This window comes from Paraburkholderia sp. GAS41 (assembly GCF_050436545.1).
In the GTDB taxonomy this organism is placed as follows: Bacteria; Pseudomonadota; Gammaproteobacteria; order Burkholderiales; family Burkholderiaceae; genus Paraburkholderia.
On sequence record NZ_JBNDMK010000010.1, the window covers coordinates 210,919 to 229,543 of the forward strand.

The window sequence follows — 18,625 nt, forward strand, 5'->3', positions numbered from 1 at the left end:
ATCCGGCGCCATGCGGCGGTTGATTGAAGTGGGTGAAAAAATACCGCAAAAGCTGATCGATTGCTGCTGCACGCGCAGTCAACGAGCCATTTCGCCGCACAAGCAAACAGGCCCGCATCTCCATCGAGATGCGGGCCTGTTTTCTTATCGACTACCGTCAATCCACAGACACCCTAAATCCTCTGCAGCCGCGCTAGCCGGAATTCATTAATGCGCGTTATAGACCGGCGGCGAATAGGTGCTGATCGTCGTTTCGGTGCGCTGTCCCGTCTGGGCCGAACCATTCGCGCTCGAACCATAACCCGTCGTATCGGCCTGTGCGCTGGCGTTTTGTGCGGCCACGCGCGCTTCGGCAGCCTGGATGTTCGCCGGATAGTCGTAGTCGTCAGCCGTTGCCGGGTTGTAGCCGGCCTTCTCGAGCTGGATCAGTTCGCTGCGAACCTGAGCGCGTGTCAACGGTTGATTCGTCTGAGCAAACGAAACCACCGGAGCGGCCAGAACAACAGCAAGCGCAACTGCCTTGATGAGCGATTTCATGGTGACACCTCCAAAGATTGTTTTGTACAGCGCTACAAACTTGAATGTCTGCAGCCAGTAAGAACAGTCTAAGGGGCTTGAATGCTGGGGTGAAGACCGCGGTTGCGAATTCACTGTTGCGGCAAATCTCACAATTGCCGACATGCCTAGATGCCGCCCAACTCGCAGCGCATAAATTGACGCCACAATGCCGCCGTATTCGCCTGATTGACCCGCAAGGCGCACGCGTATTCTTCAATTCATGCGGCGCCGAGGCCGCGTGAGATCAGACGGATTCCTATTTAATGAAAACGGCAACCCGTCATCGCCACGCAGCCGTCAAACCGCCCCATTCATCAGATGTAATCGACAACAGCTGGACCGGCTGAAAAGATTCACGGGGACACAAATGAACACGTTTATCGACGAAGGCATCACGCATATCGCTCGTATGATGCGGACCGCCTTGTACGGAGACCTCGCCGGCTCCTATTTGCCGCCCGCTTACTGGCGCCAGCGTCTTTATCAGATTCTCGATACCACGCACCTCTCGAATGCGCAGCTTCGCACCGTCGATAGCCTGCTGCTGGAACTGGACAAGTTCGACCTCTGCGCCAAGGCGCCCTCATCGCGGCAGCCCCAACTTCAACTGGTCCAGTAACGGAGCGCAGGCATCGCGAATACGGGCCACCAGCCCGCACCGCAGATAGACGAAAGCGCGTCTGCGTTACACCTTCATTACCGTAGGCCACCCAAGACGCGCCGCCCGCCGCAGCCCCGCTTCCACCACCCGGCGATGGAACGGCGCGATCAGCGTTATGTATGTGCGCCCCAGTCGGTTATGACAATGCACGACCGTCGAGACCACCAGATAAGGGTGCGCTCCCGTCGCAAGTGCTCTCGTCTCGCGCATGACCGACACGCGGAAGTCGAGATGCTTGTCGTCCTCGCCCAGAATGATTTCGTGCGCCCGGCGCTCGTAAATCCTGAAGATATTGACGCGCTCATCGCCCGCCGGTTTGGGCGAGCTTCGCAACTGTCTCGCAGTCTTGATGCCGAAGCTGGCAACCAGAGCATCGCGCATCGACATTAGCCATGCGACCCAGGAAGGTTGATGGGCAAACATGAATCGCGCCAGCAACTCGGGATCGGCACTCGCGTCCTCGGGTAAGCGGATCGCGTAGGCATCCGCCAGATACGGCGCCTCGTACATCTGCGCCACACGTGAAGCGTCTGGCACCGGCACCGGCATAACCGCCCACTCTCCTGTTTGCATGGCTCGCGACATGACTACCCGCGCCTCACTGCAGCCACTTGCGCACATCCTGCTCCCACGCAGGCTGTCCGCACGAGGAAGGATTCTCCGGTCCCAACACGGTTATGTAGCCGCGTGTCTTCATGCACGCTTCGTACGCCCGCACTTTCACGCAGCGTCCCTGCCCCGCGCTTTGAGCCGTGGCCTTGCAATCGGCAATGGAGTGGTCCATCGGTCCAAAATCCAGATCGTCGGCTCGCGACGTCACAGGCGCATCGGCCCCGCTGACGGAAAACTCAACCGGACCGCCCTGGGTACATGCCGTGAGTGACACAGCAGCCGCCATGACGCCAGCCAACAGAAGTGAACCGTGGAATTTCATCGTCCCGTCTCCCTTTGTCGTGACCGGCCCATGATACGCCGAGCGTCAGCGTCGACACAGCGGTGCCGGTCAGGGTCTTTTCGGCGATAATCGCCGCCATCCGCCGGCCCCCATGCATCCTATGAGCAAGACAGCGAACCCGCAGCGACAACTCGACACCCTGCTTCGCGAGGCGGTAGCCCTGCAGCAAAACGGTGCCTTCGCCGAGGCCGAGGACCTTTACCGCGAGATTCTCAAGCTACGGCCAAAGCACTTCGACGCCATGCAGTTGCTCGGCGCATTGACGCTGCAGTCGAACCGTATCGAGGAAGGCATCGAACTGCTGAAAAAGGCGGTCGCGATCAACGGCATGCAAGCGCCGCTCCACTCCAATCTCGCGTTCGCCTACAACGCGCTGCGGCGCTTCAAGGAAGGGCTCGCCAGTGCGAATCGCGCGCTCGCGCTGCAAGCCGATTTCGTGGATGCCTTGAACAATCGCGGCAATGCACTCGCCGGTCTGGATGCGCCCGCTGACGCGCTGGTCAGCTTTGAGCGCGCCCTGACGTTACGCCCGGCGTTCGCGCAGGCATGGAACAACCGCGCCTGCGTGCTGCGCGATCTCGGCCGCGCGGCGGACGCGCTCGCGAGCTGCGATCAGGCCATCGCCTTGCAAGCGAACTACGCGGAGGCATGGAGCAATCGCGCGAACGCATTGAGCGATCTCAACCGCCCGCAAGATGCGCAACAGAGCTACCAGCGCGCGCTCGAACTTGCACCCGCGTTCGCGGATGCCTGGAACAATCTCGGTCTGACGCTCGTCGACCTGAATCAGCACGAAGAGGCGCTGCAGCATTACGAGCGTGCTATCGCGTTGAGCCCCGCATTCGCCGAGGCGCACTGGAACGCATCCCTGTGCCTGTTGCAACTGCGCCGGTTCGAGGAAGGCTGGCAAAAGTATGAGTGGCGCTGGCAGCGTAACCGGATCAAGGCCAGCCAGCGGGTCTTCGCGCAGCCGTTGTGGCTGGGCGATTTCTCCATCGCCGGCAAGACCATCCTGCTGCACGCGGAACAGGGTCTCGGCGACACGCTGCAGTTCTGCCGCTACGCCGCGCGGGTGTCGGGCCTGGGCGCCCGGGTCATCCTCGAAGTCCCGTCTGAACTGATGCGGCTACTGACGAACCTCGACGGCGTGGCGCAATTGATCGAGCAGGGCCAGCCGTTGCCGCCCTTCGATTGCCATTGTCCGTTGCTTAGCCTGCCGCTCGCGTTCAAGACGGAGCTTGCGAGCATTCCCGCCACCACACCTTACCTTTTCGCCGACGCGCAAGCGTCCCAGCGTTGGGCCGAACGCCTGGCAAACAGCGGGGAAGACAGCACGCTGAAAGTCGGACTGGTCTGGGCGGGCGGAAGCCGGCCGCATGTAGCAGAACTCAGAAAAAACGACGCGCGACGTTCAATTGCGCTCGACGCGCTGCGACCGATCCTGGAGATACCGCATGTGCGTTTCTACAGTTTGCAGAAAGGTCCGGCGGCGCAGCAATTGGCGCAGACGCCTGAACTCGGCGCGCGGCTCGTCGACTACACGGATGAACTCACCGACTTCGCCGACACCGCAGCGCTGGTGGCGAACCTCGACCTGGTCATTTCAGTGGATACCGCCGTGGCCCATCTTGCCGGTGCACTCGGCAAGCCGGTGTGGATTCTGAATCGCCTCGACACATGCTGGCGCTGGATGCTCGAGCGCGCGGACAGTCCGTGGTATTCGAGCGCGCAGTTGTTTCGCCAGCCCGTGTTGGGCGACTGGGCCAGCGCGATCGAGTCGGCGCGCGCGGCACTTGCCACGCGCGCCGAAAGCGCTAAATCCCCGACGCATCGGACCTCATAGCGAGGCCCGCCGCAGCACCGCTACGCGCGCATCAGATGCGCTTGGGGCTGTCGAGACCGCGCACCACGGCCGGACGCGCGACGAACGCATCCAGCACCCGCTTGACGTTCGGGAAATCCGCGATCCCCACCAGATCGGCCGCTTCATAGAAGCCGACCAGATTGCGCACCCACGGGAAGGTCGCCATATCGGCGATGGTGTAGGCGTCGCCCATGATCCAGGCACGCCCGGTCAGCCGCTGCTCCAGCACGCCGAGCAAGCGCTTCGATTCCGCGACGTAACGGTCGCGCGGACGCTTGTCTTCATATTCCTTGCCGGCGAATTTGTGGAAGAACCCCAGTTGACCGAACATCGGGCCCACGCCGCCCATCTGGAACATCAGCCACTGGATCGTTTCGTAGCGGCCGGCGGCATCCTGCGGAATGAACTGGCCGGTCTTGTCCGCCAGATAGATCAGGATCGCGCCGGATTCGAACAGCGCCAGCGGCTTCCCATCGGGACCGTTCGGATCGATGATGGCCGGAATCTTGTTGTTCGGGTTCAGCGACATGAATTCGGGCGTCATCTGATCGTTCGTGTCGAAGCGCACCAGATGCGGTTCATAGGCAAGACCGGTCTCTTCGAGCATCACCGAAACCTTGACGCCGTTCGGCGTGGGCAGTGAATAGAGTTGCAGGCGCTCGGGATGCTGGGCTGGCCACCTGGCTGTAATCGGGAAAGCGGAAAGATCGGTCATAAGGGCTCTTTGAACAAAATGGGCGGACGCGGCAAAAAAGTTGCCTCCTGGCCTCCTTGCCTTCTCGAGGCAACCGGGCGAAGCAACCGGGTCCGGCGAACAAGGCGACCAATATAAACGGTGTTGGCAAACTTTTCTTGCCGCGAGACAAACCCGCCCTGCACCGCTCGCGCCATGCGACCAACCGGCCATCCTCGGGTCACACCGCGCAAAAAAAGGCGCCGAAGCGCCTTTTTCGTCAAACCGGCCGCCCGTTACGGCGCGTTCCGCTTGGCGTTGTCCTTGGCCTCTTCCTTGCCGTCACCATAAGCCTTGCGGACTTGACCCGCCGCTTGCTGAACGTCGCCCTTCAGTTCCTGGCCCTTGTTACCCGTGGCTTTGCCAACCGCCTCGTTAACCTTGCCCTTGACCTGTTCTCCGACGCCCTTCACCTGGTCCTTATTCATGTTCGGCTCCTTGCGTTTGCAATGCCGGCGCGAATTTGCGCCAGTACTTTTGCTCAGCAACGGGTGTGCCCGGCTTCGGAACGCCGCGTGAATCCAAGGCAAAAAATTATTAGAACGGACCCTAAAGTCAATATTTTGACCGCCGTTAATGTGGCATGGACCCCATTCTGACAGCGCCAAACAAAGCCTTGCTGGCCACGCTCATCGATCAGGACATTGCGCACATTCGCCGCGTGATGGAGCCGTCGCTGCTCGGCGACCTGGGTGGCGCGATCCTGCCCGCGCCCTACTGGCGCAAGCGTCTGCACACCTTGCTCGACGCGGAGCATCTGACCCACGCGCAACTGTGCGCCGTCGACGGCCTGCTGCTGAAACTGGATCAGTTCGAACCGGCGGACCTTCTCCCCGAGTGGAAAACCATGCCGCCCGGCGCCCACGACAGCCGCGCTGCGCCAACGCAGCGCGTCAGCTAACGGCCCGGGCCGCCTTCCCTGCTGACTCCCCCTTCTTACCGGCAACGCAACGGGTAAAAAAAGCCGCGGACCTATGCCGCGGCTCCAACACACCGTAACGCGGAGATCAGCGTCACGGGTTCGAGCCTAACGGCCTTCAACGCTCGCGCAATCTGTCTGATCGGGAATAAATCTTCGTTGACCTTAACCCGGTGGATGCCTTGACATCGAGGGCGTGTTCACGCTCGCCGGTCAGCCGCCCTCCAAACAGAACGCTTGCCAGACGGACCTATCGCCCGCTTGTGCTAGCGGGGTACGAGGGCGTTTTTTTGCCCGTCGGAAGCGGGATTCCTGGAAAAAAGGGACAACTCCAGGTCATAATGTCCGCAAAAATCCCCAGCAAGGACTGCTAGTGACCCAGGCCCCACCGCTCGAGCTGCTAAAACAGGCGCGCACCCGCTTTACCCAACGAGAAATCGCCGCTCACGTCGGCAAAGACATCAAGACCGTGCGCCGCTGGGAAAAGGGCGAGACACCGTGCCCGTCCATGCTCGAACCCGCGCTGCGCGACCTGCTACATGCGGGTGCCGCCGGCAAGCACGGCACCGCGCAGGGCGAGGCCAACTTTCGCTTCATCGACCTGTTCGCCGGGATCGGCGGCATCCGCATGGGCTTCGAAGCGCAAGGCGGCGCGTGTGTCTTCACGAGCGAGTGGAACGACTTCTCGAAGAAAACCTACCTGGAAAACTACGGCGCGGATCACACGTTCATCGGCGATATCGTGTCGTTTCCCGCCAGCGACGTGCCGGAACACGATGTCCTGCTAGGCGGCTTTCCTTGCCAGCCGTTTTCCATCGCCGGGGTCAGCAAGAAAAACGCCATGGGCCGGCCGCATGGGTTCGAATGCTCCACTCAGGGGACGCTGTTTTTCGACGTCGCCCGCATCATCGCGGCCAAGCGTCCGGCCGCGTTTCTGCTGGAAAACGTGAAGAACCTGCTGTCGCACGACAAGGGCCGCACCTTCGAAGTCATCCTGCAGACGCTGCGCGAAGAACTTGGCTACGAAGTGCATTACCGCATCGTCGACGGCCAGCATTTCACGCCGCAACACCGCGAGCGGATCATCATCGTCGGCTTTCGCGGCAAGACCGCGTTTTCCTGGGACGACCTGCGCTTGCCCAGCGTCGGCCCGTGCCTTGGCTCGATCCTGCATCGCACCGACGGCAGCGAGCCCGTGCTGCCGTGGGACCACGACCGTTTCTTCGACCACGCGAAAAAGCGGGTGCAACCGAAATACACGCTGACGCCGAACCTGTGGACCTATCTGCAGAACTACGCGGAGAAGCATCGGGCGGCGGGTAATGGCTTCGGTTTCGGCATGGCGTATCCGGACAGCGTGACGCGCACCTTGTCGGCGCGCTATCACAAGGACGGTTCGGAGATCCTCGTCGCCCAAGGCAAACGGCTGCGCCCTCGCCGTCTGACGCCGCGTGAATGTGCCCGGCTGATGGGCTTTCCCGACACGTTTCGGATTCCGGTGAGCGACACCCAGGCCTACCGGCAATTCGGCAACAGCGTCGTGATGCCGGTCATGCAGGAAGTCGCCCGCATCATGCTGCCGCATGTGCAGGCACTGCTCGCGCCGGTCCCAGAGGCGCGGGTGCGCTTCGGCTGATGGTCGACATCGTCGACGCCGCCACCCGCAGCCGGATGATGTCCGGCATTCGCGGGCGCAATACCAAACCTGAGCTGCTGATTCGCAGCCTGCTGCATCGGCAGGGGTTTCGCTTTCGTCTGGACGCCCGCGATCTGCCGGGGCGTCCCGATATCGTCCTGCCGCGCTATCGCGCCGTGGTGTTCGTCCATGGCTGCTTCTGGCACGGACATGATTGCCCGCTCTTCAAATGGCCGCAGACCCGCCCCGACTTCTGGCGCGACAAGATAGGCCGCAACCGCAGCAACGACGAGAAATCGCGCGCCGCCCTGATGGCCGCCGGATGGCGCGTGGCCGTGGTGTGGGAATGCGCATTGCGGGGCGCCAATCGGGATCTCAACGGTGTGCTGGAGCGGCTGGCCGACTGGCTGCACAGCGACACAACCGAGTTCGAAGAGCGCGGCTGAGTCCTGCATTTCACCCACCCCGATCACGCAGTGCGAATCCGTCGAGCATGGCCGGGTTCGAGCAAACGAACGAGCCGCCGGTGATACACTCGATTGGCTCATCCGGGTCTGTTCGCTTCGGTGCGGATGGCGCAAACATCGCCCCGTCGCTGCAATCGGAAGCACCGCCGGAAGGCACGCTCTCAACGAACTCGATTCAACGATCCATACCAGTCTGTACGAACTGAAATCGTCCCGCGAAGCGACTCATACCCATCACGACAAGCACGCCAAGATGCACGCACGAGCCTCCGGCAACGACGCTTCCAACCCTCAGGGCGCACCCACCGGCGACCGCCCTACCGCCCCCGAAGCCGAACTGGGGCTGCCCCTGCCGCAACGCTACTGGGCTATCGTCGTGGTGGCGCTCGGCATTACGCTCGCCGTCCTCGACAGCGCGATCGCCAATGTCGCCCTACCGACCATCGCCCGCGATCTGCACGCGAGCGCGGCCGCTTCGATCTGGGTGGTCAACGCGTATCAGCTCGCGGTCACCATCTCGCTGCTGCCGCTGGCGTCGCTCGGCGATCGCATCGGCTACCGGCGTGTCTATCTGAGCGGCCTGATTCTCTTCACCGTCGCCTCGCTCGGCTGCGCGCTCGCCACCTCGCTGCCGACGCTCGCCCTCGCCCGCGTGATCCAGGGCTTCGGCGCAGCGGGCATCATGAGCGTGAATACCGCGCTGGTGCGCATGATCTATCCGCCCAAGCAACTCGGCCGCGGCGTCGCGATCAACGCCATGGTGGTGGCGGTATCGTCCGCGGTGGGACCGACGGTCGCCTCCGGCGTCCTCGCCATCGCGCCCTGGCCGTGGCTGTTCGCGATCAACGTGCCGATCGGCATTGCGGCCATTCTCAGCGGCTTCAGGGCGCTGCCGGTCAATGCGGGTCACAAGGCCCCCTACGATTACCTGAGCGCGGTGATGAACGCGTTTGTGTTCGGTCTGCTGATCTTCGCCGTGGATGGCCTGGGCCACGGCGAAGCATGGGGCTACAGCGCCCTTGAAGCGCTCGGCGCGGTGTTGATCGGCTACTTCTTCGTGCGCCGGCAACTGACCCAGCCCGCTCCGCTCCTGCCGATCGATCTCATGCGCATTCCGATATTCGCGCTGTCGATCGGCACCTCGGTCTGCTCGTTCGCCGCCCAGATGCTGGCGTTCGTCTCCTTGCCGTTCATGCTGCAGGACACGCTCGGTTTGTCGCAGGTGCAAACCGGCTTGCTGATGACGCCGTGGCCGCTCGTCATCGTGGTCGCGGCGCCGCTCTCGGGGGTGCTGTCGGATCGTTTATCGGCGGGCTGGCTCGGGGGTATCGGACTCGTTGCGCTGACCGCCGGCCTGTTGCTGCTCGCCACGCTCGGCGCCCATCCCGAACCGTTGCAGATTGCGTGGCGCATGGCGCTGTGCGGCGCGGGCTTCGGGATTTTCCAGTCGCCGAACAACCGCACCATGCTTGCCGCGGCGCCGCGCGAACGCAGCGGCGGCGCGAGCGGCATGCTCGGTACCGCGCGGCTGACCGGGCAAACGCTCGGCGCCGCGCTGGTCGCCTTGATCTTTGGGGTGGCACCGCAGCATGGGCCGGTCATTGCGCTTTATGTCGGCGCGTGTTTTTCGGCGGTGGCGTCCGTCATCAGCACCTTGCGCGTGATGCATCGCACCAGCCCGGCTCCCGCCTGACGTCGTCATTTTTGCAGTACTTTTGCAGTAACAGGCCGCACTCGCGATTCGCGATGCGGTCTAAGGCAGTACCCGCGCCGCAGCTTTGCGTATTGCGCGACAGCGGGCGTCCCTGCACTTCCCTGCATGGCTTCTGAACGATGCCGAGGGGGTTCCCCATGTCACTTATCGTCGCTGGACGTTTCACGACCTTTCCCGCTGCCGAAGCCGCTGCGCAACAGCTCTTCGACCGTGGCTTCATCGAAGAAGACGTCACGCTCTTCTTCGTCAATCCGCCGGGCCAGCACTCGCGCCATGCGCACGATCACAGCGTGCAGATGACCGCCGCACCGCCAATCCATGCAGCAAGCGGCCACGGCGCGACTATCGGTGCCGTAGCGGGCGCGGCTGCCGGTGTCGCGATCTTCATGGCGTTTGCGGCATCGCTGCCCGTTGTGATCATCGCGGCCGGGGTCGGCGCGTATCTCGGTCTGCGCATCGGCCCGTCCCTGCAGGCACGCAGCGCGCATGCCGGACACCATGAGCGGGTTCATCGCGAGTTCCGCAACTCAGGGGTACTGGTGGCCGTGCATGTCAGCAACGACAATCAGTTCGACGCCGCCGCGATCCTGCGCGAAGCCGGCGCCTCCGACCTCGAACGTGCGTCGGGGCATTGGCAGCAAGGCCGTTGGGCGGACTTCGATCCGACCACGACTCCGGTGCCGCTTGGCGATCTGAGCCAGCAACACGCGTAGCGCCGGCGCCGGTCCGCGCGCGACGTGAGCAGCACGTCGGGCGGCGAATTGCCAGCCATGGCGTTGATGTGCGTGCAAAAACGACGGCCCTTTGGGCCGCCGTGAGGCGCGTTTTTGCGCAATAAGGCTTGCCGGCGAACTACGTTGAACCCGCGCGCGGCTCGCCGCATTTCGACTTCGACGTGACAGCACAAGCGAGGCGGCTTCCGCGTACTTCTGCGAGACGCCTCGCTCTTGCCTAGTCCTTCAATTTGCCGTCACGTCGGCGAGCTTTACCGCTTTGGCCGTCACCGACGACGCCGTGGCGACATTGCGCAGATCCGCGAGGAACGTATCGCGCCACACCGACAGGTTGTTTTCGCGCATCGGCGCCATCATGTCCGCGTGACGCGCCTGGCGTTCGGCGAGCGGCATCGACAGCGCGCGTTCCAGCGCCTCGGCCATCTGCGACAGATCGAACGGGTTCACCACCAACGCGCCCGGCAATTGCTCGGCCGCGCCGGCGAACTGCGACAGCACCAGCACGCCCGGATCGGCCGGATCCTGCGATGCCACGTACTCCTTCGCAACCAGATTCATGCCGTCGCGCAGCGGCGTCACGTAGCCCACATGCGATTGCCGGAACAGCGCCATCAGCAGATTGCGTTCGTACTTACGATTCAGGTACTGGATCGGCGTCCAGTCAAGCTGTGCGAAGCGGCCATTGATACGCCCGGCTTCACCTTCGAGGGTCTGACGAATCCGCTGATAGGTTTGCACGTCCGAGCGCGTCGGCGGTGCGATCTGCACCAGCGAGACGCGGCCATGCCAACCGGGCGCACTGAGCAACAGCCGCTCGAAGGCCTGGAAGCGCTCGACCAGTCCCTTCGAATAATCGAGACGGTCGACGCTCATGATCAGCTTGCGCCCGCGCATACCGTCACGCAGGCTGCGCACCGGCTTGCGGTCGGTAAACTGCTCCGCGGCCCTGGCAATCGCGTCCGGATAAATTCCGATCGGATAAGCCCCTACCTTGAGGAAGCGGTTATAGGCGTGCACCATGCCGTCTTCGCTCGATGTGCCATGCTGGCCGCGCTCGATATAGTCGACAAACGACTGACGGTCCGCTTCGGTCTGAAAGCCGACCACGTCGTAGCTGCACATCGCCTTCACGAGTTCTTCGTGTGGCGGCACGCTACGCAACACTTCCGGCACGGGAAACGGAATGTGCAGGAAAAAGCCGATCGGGTTCTTGACCCCGAGTTCGCGCAGACACTTCGCGAACGGCAGCAGGTGATAGTCATGCACCCAGATGATGTCATCGGGCTTGACCATTTCCTTCAACTGCTTCGCCAGCGTCTGGTTCACGCGCAAATATCCCGCGTACTCCTGACGATCGAAGCGCGACAGGTCGTTACGGTAGTGAAAAGTCGGCCATAGCGTCGCGTTCGAAAAGCCGCGGTAGTACTGATCGTAGTCGCGCTTGGTGAGACCCACCGTCGCGTACGTCACGTTGCCCTGCTTTTCGATCACCGGCGCCGATGGCTCTGCCACCGTCTCGCCGCTCCAGCCGAACCATACGCCACCGGTTTCCTTGAGGGCGTCCAGCACACCGATTGCAAGACCACCTGCTGCGGGGCGGCCTTCCTGCGTCGGCGCGACACGATTCGATACCACGATCAATCTGCTCATTAGTGCTCCACCTCATTCAGTTGTTCGTCGCATGCGGGGATGTGCTGAAATCGAGCACGCAAGTCGCGTGCCGTTATCTCAAAACGGGCGGGACAGAAATGTATGTAAATGTGACAAGCGGGCACAAATGCGCCTGCCGCAGGCCTCGCGCCCAAGCAATCTTCCGCGTGTGACTACACTGGCGAAATCCGTCAGGCGTCCTGTTCAGAGCCGAGGTCGCGCTGGTATTCAAGGCCTTCCGGGCGCACGCCGCCCTGGTTGTGCTCACCGTCCGGCGGGGCATCGGGAGCGATGCGGTTCTGTCCTGCCGGATCGGGCCCCACAGGCGGGCCGCCCGCTGGCGCCGCAGCTCCGCTGCCGGGGCGCGAATCGCGCTTCGAATGGCGCGCGGAGCGCCGCAATGCCGGGTGTCTCATGTCGATGCCTCCTGGGGAAGCCCGCCGTCCTGATGGACGACCTGAACATAGTCTAGGGCTCGCCGCAGTAATTTGCCGGTAAAAGCGTCGACCGCTTTGTAACAAGTACAGCAAAGCGGGCGAAGCTCAGCGCGTGGCGGCCATTGCCTTGCTGCATCGGCTGAAAACTGGCGTCAATGCACGATGCGACGAACCCTGCCGCGATAGATATGCGGCGTTTCGTTGGGTTGCTGCGGGGGATCGCCGATCGGCGGCGCGGTCGGTTCGATGGGCTCGTGCGAGGGTTCCGGCACGGTGTCCGGTTCGGCGGGATTGGGCGGGTCGGTCGGCTCGGGACGATGAGCCTCGAGCGCGGGTGCGGGAGCGTGGAGCGGCATAACGATGTCCTTGTGTGCGTTTGACTCAATCACAGCAAGGCTTATGCCGAGGTGCACGCGCCCCGCAGCAGATCATGGCGCCGGCCGCTCAGGCGCCGGCGTCGCCCAACGCCCGCGATTCATCCGGCACGTCGCCGTCGTCAGCTCGGCTTGCGTCATTGCCGTACTCGACCAGGCGGTTATACAGCGTCTTCAGACTGATGCCGAGAATCTCGGCTGCCCGCGTTTTCACGCCGCCGCATTGCTCCAGCGTGGCAAGAATCAACTGGCGATCCGCCTCGGCCAGCGAAGTGCCAAACGGAATCGTGATCGCGGTGCCGGCTGCGGGTTTCGAGAGCGTGATCTGCAATGGCACGGTAGCCGTGCTGTCGGAATCCGCTCCGGACATGATGTGCGCGCGCTGCACGTAATTCTTCAACTCACGCACGTTGCCGGGCCACGGATACGACAGCAGCATCTCCTTCACCGCGGCGGGGAAATGCTTGCGCGTGCTATGCCGCTCGTTGAGGTCGTCGAGGAACGCTTGCGCCAGCAGGTCCACATCCTTGCCGCGCTCGCGCAGCGGCGGCAGGCTGATCGGAAACACATTCAGGCGATGGTACAGGTCGAGGCGCAGTTTGCCTTCCAGCACCGCCTGCTCCGGATCGCGATTGGTTGCCGCAATCAGGCGCACGTCCGTTTCGATTTCCTTGGTCGTGCCGACCCGCATGAACATGCCCGTTTCCAGCACGCGCAGCAATTTGACCTGCAGTTCGATCGGCATCTCGGTGATTTCGTCGAGGAATAGCGTGCCGCCGTTGGCCCGTTCGAAATAACCCTTGTGCTGACGGTCCGCGCCCGTGAACGAGCCGCGCTCGTGGCCGAACATCTCCGATTCGATCAAGTTCGGCGAGATCGCGCCGCAGTTCACCGCCAGAAACGCGTGCTTGCGACGCAGGCTCAACTGATGCACCGTCTGCGCGGCCACTTCCTTGCCGGTACCGGACTCGCCCACCAGCATCACCGAGGCGGCGGTGGGCGCCACGCGGCTAATCTGGTCGTAGACCTCCTGCATGACCGGCGAATTGCCGAGCATCAGACCGAAACGCCCCATGCGGCGCAGTTCGCCGCGCAACGTGCCGATTTCGGCCTTGAGGTCACCGGGACGCGGCAGGCGCGACAGAATCGCCTTCACGCGCTGCATGTTGATCGGCTTCACGAGGTAATCCGTCGCGCCCATTTTCAGCGCGTTGACCGCCGACTCCACCGTGGCGTGGCCGGTAATCACGATCACCTCGACGCCCGAACGCGGATCGAGATCTTCGAACAGGTCGACCCCACTGCCGTCCGGCAGCTTCAGGTCTGTAAATACGACATCCGGCATCTGCCGGACCAACTGGATGCGCGCTTCGCGCAAATCGCCCGCAGTGGCCGTAGTGAGGCCGTCTTCCCCAATGATGGCAGCAAGCGCCTCGCGGGTACCGGCGTCGTCATCGACAATCAATACGTGTGGCATCGCGTCTGGAAAGCCCGAAAGTTCTGGTTGTGGATAGCATGCGCAAAACCTTATTTGGCATGAATTTGCAACAATACTCGCGTTACGCCGGATTAATCTGGGCTATTGTTGTATGAAAACCCATTATACGGCTTTATGAAGGCAAACTGAATGCCTATACACCCTCTGGCGCCCTAATTGCGCCGCCCGCCGCGGTTCAGTCATGGGCGGTCGCAATCGGTGTCCTGCGAGCGCTCAGCTATGGGGAAACGGCCAGGCCTCGCCGAGGCCGTTCGGATGATTCGCGCCGTTCACGGCGACCGAAGGCGTCCCGCCCACGCCGGCTGGCGGCGCGCTTGCCACGGTCGGGGTGACCTGCGTAACGGGTGTGACCGCCCCGCCTTCATCCTCCCAGCGATTCAGTTCACGGTTCAAGCTGGCTTGCGAGGCCCGGTGCTTCTGCGCCCAACGCAACGCCAGCAAACCGCCTACCGCAACCAGTGCGCCGAAAATACCAATCTTGGGCCGTGCCATAGTGCATCCTCCGTATCGTCATTCGGTGACTCGCGGCTGCTTCGGGCTACTGATGCCACGCGCAGCCAGCCAGACTGGTTGCCTGCGATCTCGCACAGCGCCTACGCCGCGCCTAACGCGCCGCCAGCACGCCGAGCAGAAATCCGGCGCTCGCGGCGATGCCGATCGCGCGCCACGGGTTGTGACGGACGTAGCGCTCGGTATTCACCGCCGCCACGCGGTAGCGTCGCTGGGCCGCATCCTGCGCATCGCCGAGCGCGTTCTGCAGCGAGTCAACATGGGTACTCAGGCGTTCGCGCAGTGCGTCGACACCTTCGCCCGGCACATTGGCTGCAAGCCGTACGATTTCCTCCGAATCGGTCAGCAGGACGCGCAGGTCCTCGACGATCTTCTGCCGTCCCAGTTCAAGTTGTTGCGTGGTCTGAGTCATATGTTGCTCCTCGCTATTGGCAGTCGCGTGATGCGTCCAATGGCATCGCACCTCACGCGCTGCACTTCGAAAAAGTTATAGCCTTGCAAACGGCGTACCCGATAATTCAGATACTCGGGATGAGGTCTCGATTGGCCCATTCGCCAGGGTGACAAAGGTGCCGGTTTGACGCATCGCGATGCAGTCAATCTTGCCGATTCACACGGTTTTGCCGCGCTCCGTCACGGCGCGTAGACGCCTTCATCCGTCATGCTGGTTGGACCACTCCGGCGCGTAATCGTTGACACGACACGCCCATCGTTCAGGGCTGGTTATGCGTGGATTGCCGCGCCGCGCAACGGATGGTTAAATTGCTTTTTGTGAGATAGTGATCTATTGCGCCCTCGCGCGGTGCCACTCGCTGGACCGGCCCGCGCGGCACCACCGAATTCATTTGCACAGGACAACCTGGTTATGGCGTCAATCGATCTGGACTCGCCCACGGTGACGGCTGGCGGTAACGCAGCCGGACAGGGCAAGTCGCGCGTGACGGACGGCGTCGCGGGACTGAAGTCATATGGTCTGCTGTATGGGTCGTCGCCCGTGATGCTGGATTTATACGATCAAATCGAACGCGTTGCGGCCACCGACGCCACCGCGCTCGTCATTGGCGAATCCGGCACCGGCAAGGAGCTGATCGCCCGCACGATTCACGATCACAGCGCGCGCAAGGATGCGCCCTTTATCGCCGTCAATTGCGGCGCGATTCCGGATGAGCTGATCGAAGCCGAGCTGTTCGGCCATGAAAAAGGCAGCTTTACGGGCGCGGTGCAGGGTCGCATCGGCTACTTCGAGCATGCCAACGGCGGCACGCTTTTTCTCGACGAAATCACCGAAATGGCACCGGTGCGTCAGGTGAAACTGCTGCGCGCGCTGGAGACGGGCACGTTCTTCCGGGTCGGCGGCAACGAGCTGATCAGGAGCGACGTGCGCGTGATTGCCGCCACCAACCGCGACCCTGCGGTGGCCGTCAAGGAAAACGGGCTGCGCGAAGACCTGATGTACCGTCTCGCGGTATTTCCGCTGCGCGCCCCGCCGCTGCGCGAACGCGACAGTGATCGCGAACTGCTGGCGCAGCATTTCCTCGCTGCCCTGAACATCCAGGAGAGCACCAGTAAATCTTTCAGCAAACGATCCATCGAGACGCTGCGCACGTGGTCGTGGCCGGGCAACGTGCGTGAGCTGAAAAACGCGGTTTACCGCGCCTTCATCCTCGCGGAGAAATCCGTGGAGCTGCCCCACCCGCATCTCGCCTCACGCGTGAAAAAGGCGGTCACCCAGGGCGACGCCATGAGCGTGTGGATCGGCACGCCGCTTGCTGATGCGCAAAAGCAGATCATCCTAGGCACGCTCAAGTATTGCGGCGGCGACAAGCGCCGTGCGGCAAAGGCCCTTGGCGTGAGCCTGAAGACGCTCTACAACCGGCTCAGCACCTACGGCACCGAAGACGCGCCAGAGGAAGGCGAGCCCTGAGGCCCGCATCGTCCCCGCCGATGCGGCGCTCCATTCTGGTTCCGTGCGGGCTTGACCGCCGCACCGCCGGCTCTGGACGCTGTCATGCAGGCCTCCCCGATCGACACCGCGACGCGCGCTGAGCCAAGCCAGAAAAGGCCGTGCGTCGCATCATCTTTTGCAATTGCTTGCATTTTCGCTATCCCAATTGCGAAACGCATCCTGCAAAATGCTGCAGCGTCGCAGACGACGCCTCGTCAGCCCAGCGTGCCGCGACCGGCCAGCACGAACGGCAGAGACAGGAGCACAGGCAGGGAAATGCAAAAACAAAACAGTCATGCGCGCTGGGCTCGACGGGCTCCGCGCGCGCGTATCGCATCGTTCGTCACACTCGCGGTTCTGATGACGGCCAACCTGAGCGGCTGCAGTTCGCTCTACTCGGAAACTGCCACCGCTGGCGCGGGTATCGCGGGTGCCGCGGTTGCCGGTCAGGTCACGCGTAATGCTGCGGTTGCCACCGGTATCGGCCTGGGGGTCGTCGCCGCGGCCGGGGCCGGCGTGCAGTACACGGAACGCGTGGTCCACCGCAATACCCAGGACGGTATCGCCAAGGTGGCCGGCCCGCTCGACGTCGGCGCCGTGGCGCCGTGGAGCGTGACCCATACGGTGCCGATCGAAGACGACGAACACGGCCGCGTCACGGTGAGCCGCACCATCAGCGCGGGCGCGCTCGACTGCAAGGAGATCGTCTTCTCGGTCGACGTGGACGCCACGAAAGATAAACCGGCCAGCAGCGCGTTCTACGTCGCCTCGGTCTGCCGCGACGGCACCGCGTGGAAATGGGCCTCCGCCGAACCCGCTACCGGACGTTGGGGTGCGCTGCAATGAAGCCGCACCTGACAGCGTCCGCGAGCGACCCACGACGGTCTGCCCGACGCATTGGTTTCCCGCTCAGCCTGCGGCTCGTGCTGGCGGGCGCGCTATGCGTCGGCGCCAGCCTGCTGACCAGCGGCTGTTCGTCGGTGGGTGCGGCCAGCGGCGCGGCGGCGGGCGTCGCCACGGGTCTCGTCACGGCCAACCCGGCGGTCGGCATCGGCGTCGGCATTGCCGTGCAGGCGGTCACCGACGAAGCCGTGAAGCGCTATATGCGCACCATGCACACCGATCAGCAGAATGAAATCGCCGAACTGGCGGGCAGCATGCCGGTGGGCGACACCAAACCGTGGAGCGTGAAGCACAAGCTGCCGATCGAAAACGGTCACGGCGACGTACGGGTGACGCGCGCATTCACCTCGGCGCTCGCCATCTGCAAGGAATTCGTGTTCTCGGTAGCGGACGGCGACAAGCCCGGCGCGCATGCAGACTGGTACACCGCCAGCGCGTGCCTGCAGGACAACGGCTGGCGATGGGCGTCCGCCGAACCGGCCGTGGAAAGGTGGGGCAACCTGCAATAAAACAGCAGGGGCGGCCGATCCGGTTCGTGCCGCCCTGTTTTCAACCGCTCTGTCAGACCCAGCCAGTTAGCCAGTCAATCAGGACTCGACGTCCTCGAGACTGAAAATTTCGGTCTGGTCGTTATACGAGAAGATCTCGCCATAACGACCCCAGTTGATGACCGCGTCGAGCGTCTCTTCCGCGGCGCTATCCGACAGGAAATCTTCCAGTTCCTGTTCGAAACGCACACGCGGTGCACGGTGGCCCGGACGCTCGTTGAGCACCTTCTTGATCCGCGCCGCAAGCGGCACGTGACGCAGCAGATGTTCGGCGAACATCATCTTCCGCTCCTGGGTGCCGAACTCGGAAAACACACGTGCCGGCGGCGTGAGGAAAATGTCGCCTTCGCGCACATCCGCAAAGCCCAGATGCTGCAGCACTTCCGCGACCGGGAACAGATCGTCCACCTCCAGATGCAATGAACGGGCAATTTCCGGCATGTCGGCACGGCCGTGATACGGCGCGGCCGCCAGCGTTTCGATCAGACCGGCCATCAGGTTGGTCGACACATGCGGCAG

General features: G+C 63.0%; 22 protein-coding genes. 10 read left to right on the forward strand and 12 right to left on the reverse strand.

Features of this window, described 5'->3' with window-relative positions:
- Positions 1-207: 207 nt before the first annotated feature.
- Positions 208-537 (reverse strand): DUF4148 domain-containing protein, encoded by a 330-nt coding sequence (locus P3T43_RS16520; protein ID WP_429282100.1) that lies wholly within the window; start codon positions 535-537, stop codon positions 208-210.
- A 388-nt stretch (positions 538-925) separates the two neighbouring features.
- Here P3T43_RS16520 and P3T43_RS16525 point away from each other — a divergent pair, with 388 nt between their 5' ends.
- Positions 926-1,177 (forward strand): hypothetical protein, encoded by a 252-nt coding sequence (locus P3T43_RS16525; protein ID WP_429282101.1) that lies wholly within the window; start codon positions 926-928, stop codon positions 1,175-1,177.
- A gap of 66 nt (positions 1,178-1,243) precedes the next feature.
- Here P3T43_RS16525 and P3T43_RS16530 read toward each other — a convergent pair whose 3' ends face one another.
- A complete protein-coding gene (locus tag P3T43_RS16530; RefSeq protein ID WP_429282102.1) occupies positions 1,244-1,804 on the reverse strand; it encodes a DUF2867 domain-containing protein in 561 nt (186 codons plus the stop codon).
- A gap of 13 nt (positions 1,805-1,817) precedes the next feature.
- Positions 1,818-2,153: a hypothetical protein gene (locus P3T43_RS16535; RefSeq protein ID WP_429282103.1), complete on the reverse strand. Its 336-nt coding sequence runs from the start codon at positions 2,151-2,153 to the stop codon at positions 1,818-1,820.
- Positions 2,154-2,274: 121 nt separating this feature from the next.
- Between P3T43_RS16535 and P3T43_RS16540 the strand changes: the two genes are divergently transcribed.
- A complete protein-coding gene (locus tag P3T43_RS16540; RefSeq protein ID WP_429282104.1) occupies positions 2,275-4,017 on the forward strand; it encodes a tetratricopeptide repeat protein in 1,743 nt (580 codons plus the stop codon).
- Between the two features lie 31 nt (positions 4,018-4,048).
- Here P3T43_RS16540 and P3T43_RS16545 read toward each other — a convergent pair whose 3' ends face one another.
- Both P3T43_RS16545 and P3T43_RS16550 read right to left on the reverse strand, forming a co-directional pair.
- A complete protein-coding gene (locus tag P3T43_RS16545) occupies positions 4,049-4,753 on the reverse strand; it encodes a glutathione binding-like protein (protein ID WP_429282105.1) in 705 nt (234 codons plus the stop codon).
- Positions 4,754-5,007: 254 nt separating this feature from the next.
- The gene (locus tag P3T43_RS16550; protein ID WP_429282106.1) at positions 5,008-5,199 is read right to left on the reverse strand and encodes a CsbD family protein; all 192 of its coding nucleotides are present in this window, start codon (positions 5,197-5,199) and stop codon (positions 5,008-5,010) included.
- A 155-nt stretch (positions 5,200-5,354) separates the two neighbouring features.
- Between P3T43_RS16550 and P3T43_RS16555 the strand changes: the two genes are divergently transcribed.
- The 5 genes from P3T43_RS16555 to P3T43_RS16575 all read left to right on the forward strand — a co-directional run bounded on the left by P3T43_RS16555 (position 5,355) and on the right by P3T43_RS16575 (position 10,220).
- Positions 5,355-5,672 carry a hypothetical protein gene (locus tag P3T43_RS16555; RefSeq protein WP_429282107.1) on the forward strand — a complete coding sequence of 106 codons (318 nt, stop codon included), beginning with the start codon at positions 5,355-5,357 and terminating at the stop codon, positions 5,670-5,672.
- Between the two features lie 391 nt (positions 5,673-6,063).
- Positions 6,064-7,326 carry a DNA (cytosine-5-)-methyltransferase gene (gene dcm, locus P3T43_RS16560; RefSeq protein ID WP_429282108.1) on the forward strand — a complete coding sequence of 421 codons (1,263 nt, stop codon included), beginning with the start codon at positions 6,064-6,066 and terminating at the stop codon, positions 7,324-7,326.
- Positions 7,326-7,772: a very short patch repair endonuclease gene (locus P3T43_RS16565; protein WP_429282109.1), complete on the forward strand. Its 447-nt coding sequence runs from the start codon at positions 7,326-7,328 to the stop codon at positions 7,770-7,772. The genes dcm and P3T43_RS16565 overlap by 1 nt, the downstream gene beginning before the upstream one ends.
- A 274-nt stretch (positions 7,773-8,046) precedes the next feature.
- Positions 8,047-9,486 (forward strand): MFS transporter, encoded by a 1,440-nt coding sequence (locus tag P3T43_RS16570; protein WP_429282110.1) that lies wholly within the window; start codon positions 8,047-8,049, stop codon positions 9,484-9,486.
- Positions 9,487-9,644: 158 nt separating this feature from the next.
- The gene (locus tag P3T43_RS16575; protein WP_429282111.1) at positions 9,645-10,220 is read left to right on the forward strand and encodes a hypothetical protein; all 576 of its coding nucleotides are present in this window, start codon (positions 9,645-9,647) and stop codon (positions 10,218-10,220) included.
- Between the two features lie 246 nt (positions 10,221-10,466).
- Here P3T43_RS16575 and otsA read toward each other — a convergent pair whose 3' ends face one another.
- The 6 genes from otsA to P3T43_RS16605 all read right to left on the reverse strand — a co-directional run bounded on the left by otsA (position 10,467) and on the right by P3T43_RS16605 (position 15,122).
- Positions 10,467-11,891, reverse strand: coding sequence for an alpha,alpha-trehalose-phosphate synthase (UDP-forming) (gene otsA / locus P3T43_RS16580; protein ID WP_429282112.1), 1,425 nt, complete (start codon positions 11,889-11,891; stop codon positions 10,467-10,469).
- Between the two features lie 191 nt (positions 11,892-12,082).
- Entirely contained in the window at positions 12,083-12,307 is a 225-nt protein-coding gene (locus P3T43_RS16585; RefSeq protein WP_429282113.1) for a hypothetical protein, read from the reverse strand.
- Positions 12,308-12,480: 173 nt separating this feature from the next.
- Positions 12,481-12,684 carry a hypothetical protein gene (locus P3T43_RS16590; protein ID WP_429282114.1) on the reverse strand — a complete coding sequence of 68 codons (204 nt, stop codon included), beginning with the start codon at positions 12,682-12,684 and terminating at the stop codon, positions 12,481-12,483.
- Positions 12,685-12,772: 88 nt separating this feature from the next.
- Complete coding sequence (locus P3T43_RS16595) at positions 12,773-14,179, reverse strand: sigma-54-dependent transcriptional regulator (protein WP_429282115.1); 1,407 nt, start codon at positions 14,177-14,179, stop codon at positions 12,773-12,775.
- Positions 14,180-14,413: 234 nt separating this feature from the next.
- Positions 14,414-14,692, reverse strand: a complete 279-nt coding sequence (locus tag P3T43_RS16600; RefSeq protein WP_429282116.1) for a hypothetical protein — start codon at positions 14,690-14,692, stop codon at positions 14,414-14,416.
- A gap of 112 nt (positions 14,693-14,804) precedes the next feature.
- The gene (locus P3T43_RS16605) at positions 14,805-15,122 is read right to left on the reverse strand and encodes a DUF883 family protein (protein ID WP_429282117.1); all 318 of its coding nucleotides are present in this window, start codon (positions 15,120-15,122) and stop codon (positions 14,805-14,807) included.
- Between the two features lie 453 nt (positions 15,123-15,575).
- Between P3T43_RS16605 and P3T43_RS16610 the strand changes: the two genes are divergently transcribed.
- The 3 genes from P3T43_RS16610 (at position 15,576) to P3T43_RS16620 (ending at position 18,067) form a co-directional block, all read left to right on the forward strand.
- Positions 15,576-16,634, forward strand: coding sequence for a sigma-54 interaction domain-containing protein (locus tag P3T43_RS16610; RefSeq protein ID WP_429282118.1), 1,059 nt, complete (start codon positions 15,576-15,578; stop codon positions 16,632-16,634).
- Positions 16,635-16,931: 297 nt separating this feature from the next.
- A complete protein-coding gene (locus P3T43_RS16615; protein WP_429282119.1) occupies positions 16,932-17,501 on the forward strand; it encodes a hypothetical protein in 570 nt (189 codons plus the stop codon).
- Positions 17,498-18,067, forward strand: a complete 570-nt coding sequence (locus P3T43_RS16620) for a hypothetical protein (RefSeq protein ID WP_429282120.1) — start codon at positions 17,498-17,500, stop codon at positions 18,065-18,067. Before P3T43_RS16615 ends, P3T43_RS16620 begins: the two co-directional genes overlap by 4 nt.
- A 78-nt stretch (positions 18,068-18,145) precedes the next feature.
- Here the strand turns inward: P3T43_RS16620 and P3T43_RS16625 are convergent.
- A partial coding sequence (locus P3T43_RS16625) for an AAA-associated domain-containing protein (protein WP_429282121.1) occupies positions 18,146-18,625 on the reverse strand: 480 nt, incomplete at its 5' end.